The organism is Klebsiella sp. 141161 (assembly GCF_050600815.1).
Lineage (GTDB): Bacteria > Pseudomonadota > Gammaproteobacteria > Enterobacterales > Enterobacteriaceae > Klebsiella > Klebsiella aerogenes.
In genome coordinates this window covers 1-211 of the sequence record NZ_JAQIRN010000038.1, presented here as the reverse complement: position 1 = coordinate 211, position 211 = coordinate 1, and the positions used below count along the sequence as shown (strand labels likewise).

1 rRNA gene is annotated in these 211 nt (G+C 52.6%); it reads left to right on the top strand.

What is annotated here, in order from left to right:
• Positions 1 to 211: ribosomal RNA gene (locus tag PGR79_RS23870) — 16S ribosomal RNA — on the top strand; the annotation flags it as partial.

The following is a 211-nucleotide window of genomic DNA, read 5'->3' as shown; positions in this document are numbered from 1 at the left end:
GGAATATTGCACAATGGGCGCAAGCCTGATGCAGCCATGCCGCGTGTATGAAGAAGGCCTTCGGGTTGTAAAGTACTTTCAGCGAGGAGGAAGGCGTTAAGGTTAATAACCTTAGCGATTGACGTTACTCGCAGAAGAAGCACCGGCTAACTCCGTGCCAGCAGCCGCGGTAATACGGAGGGTGCAAGCGTTAATCGGAATTACTGGGCGT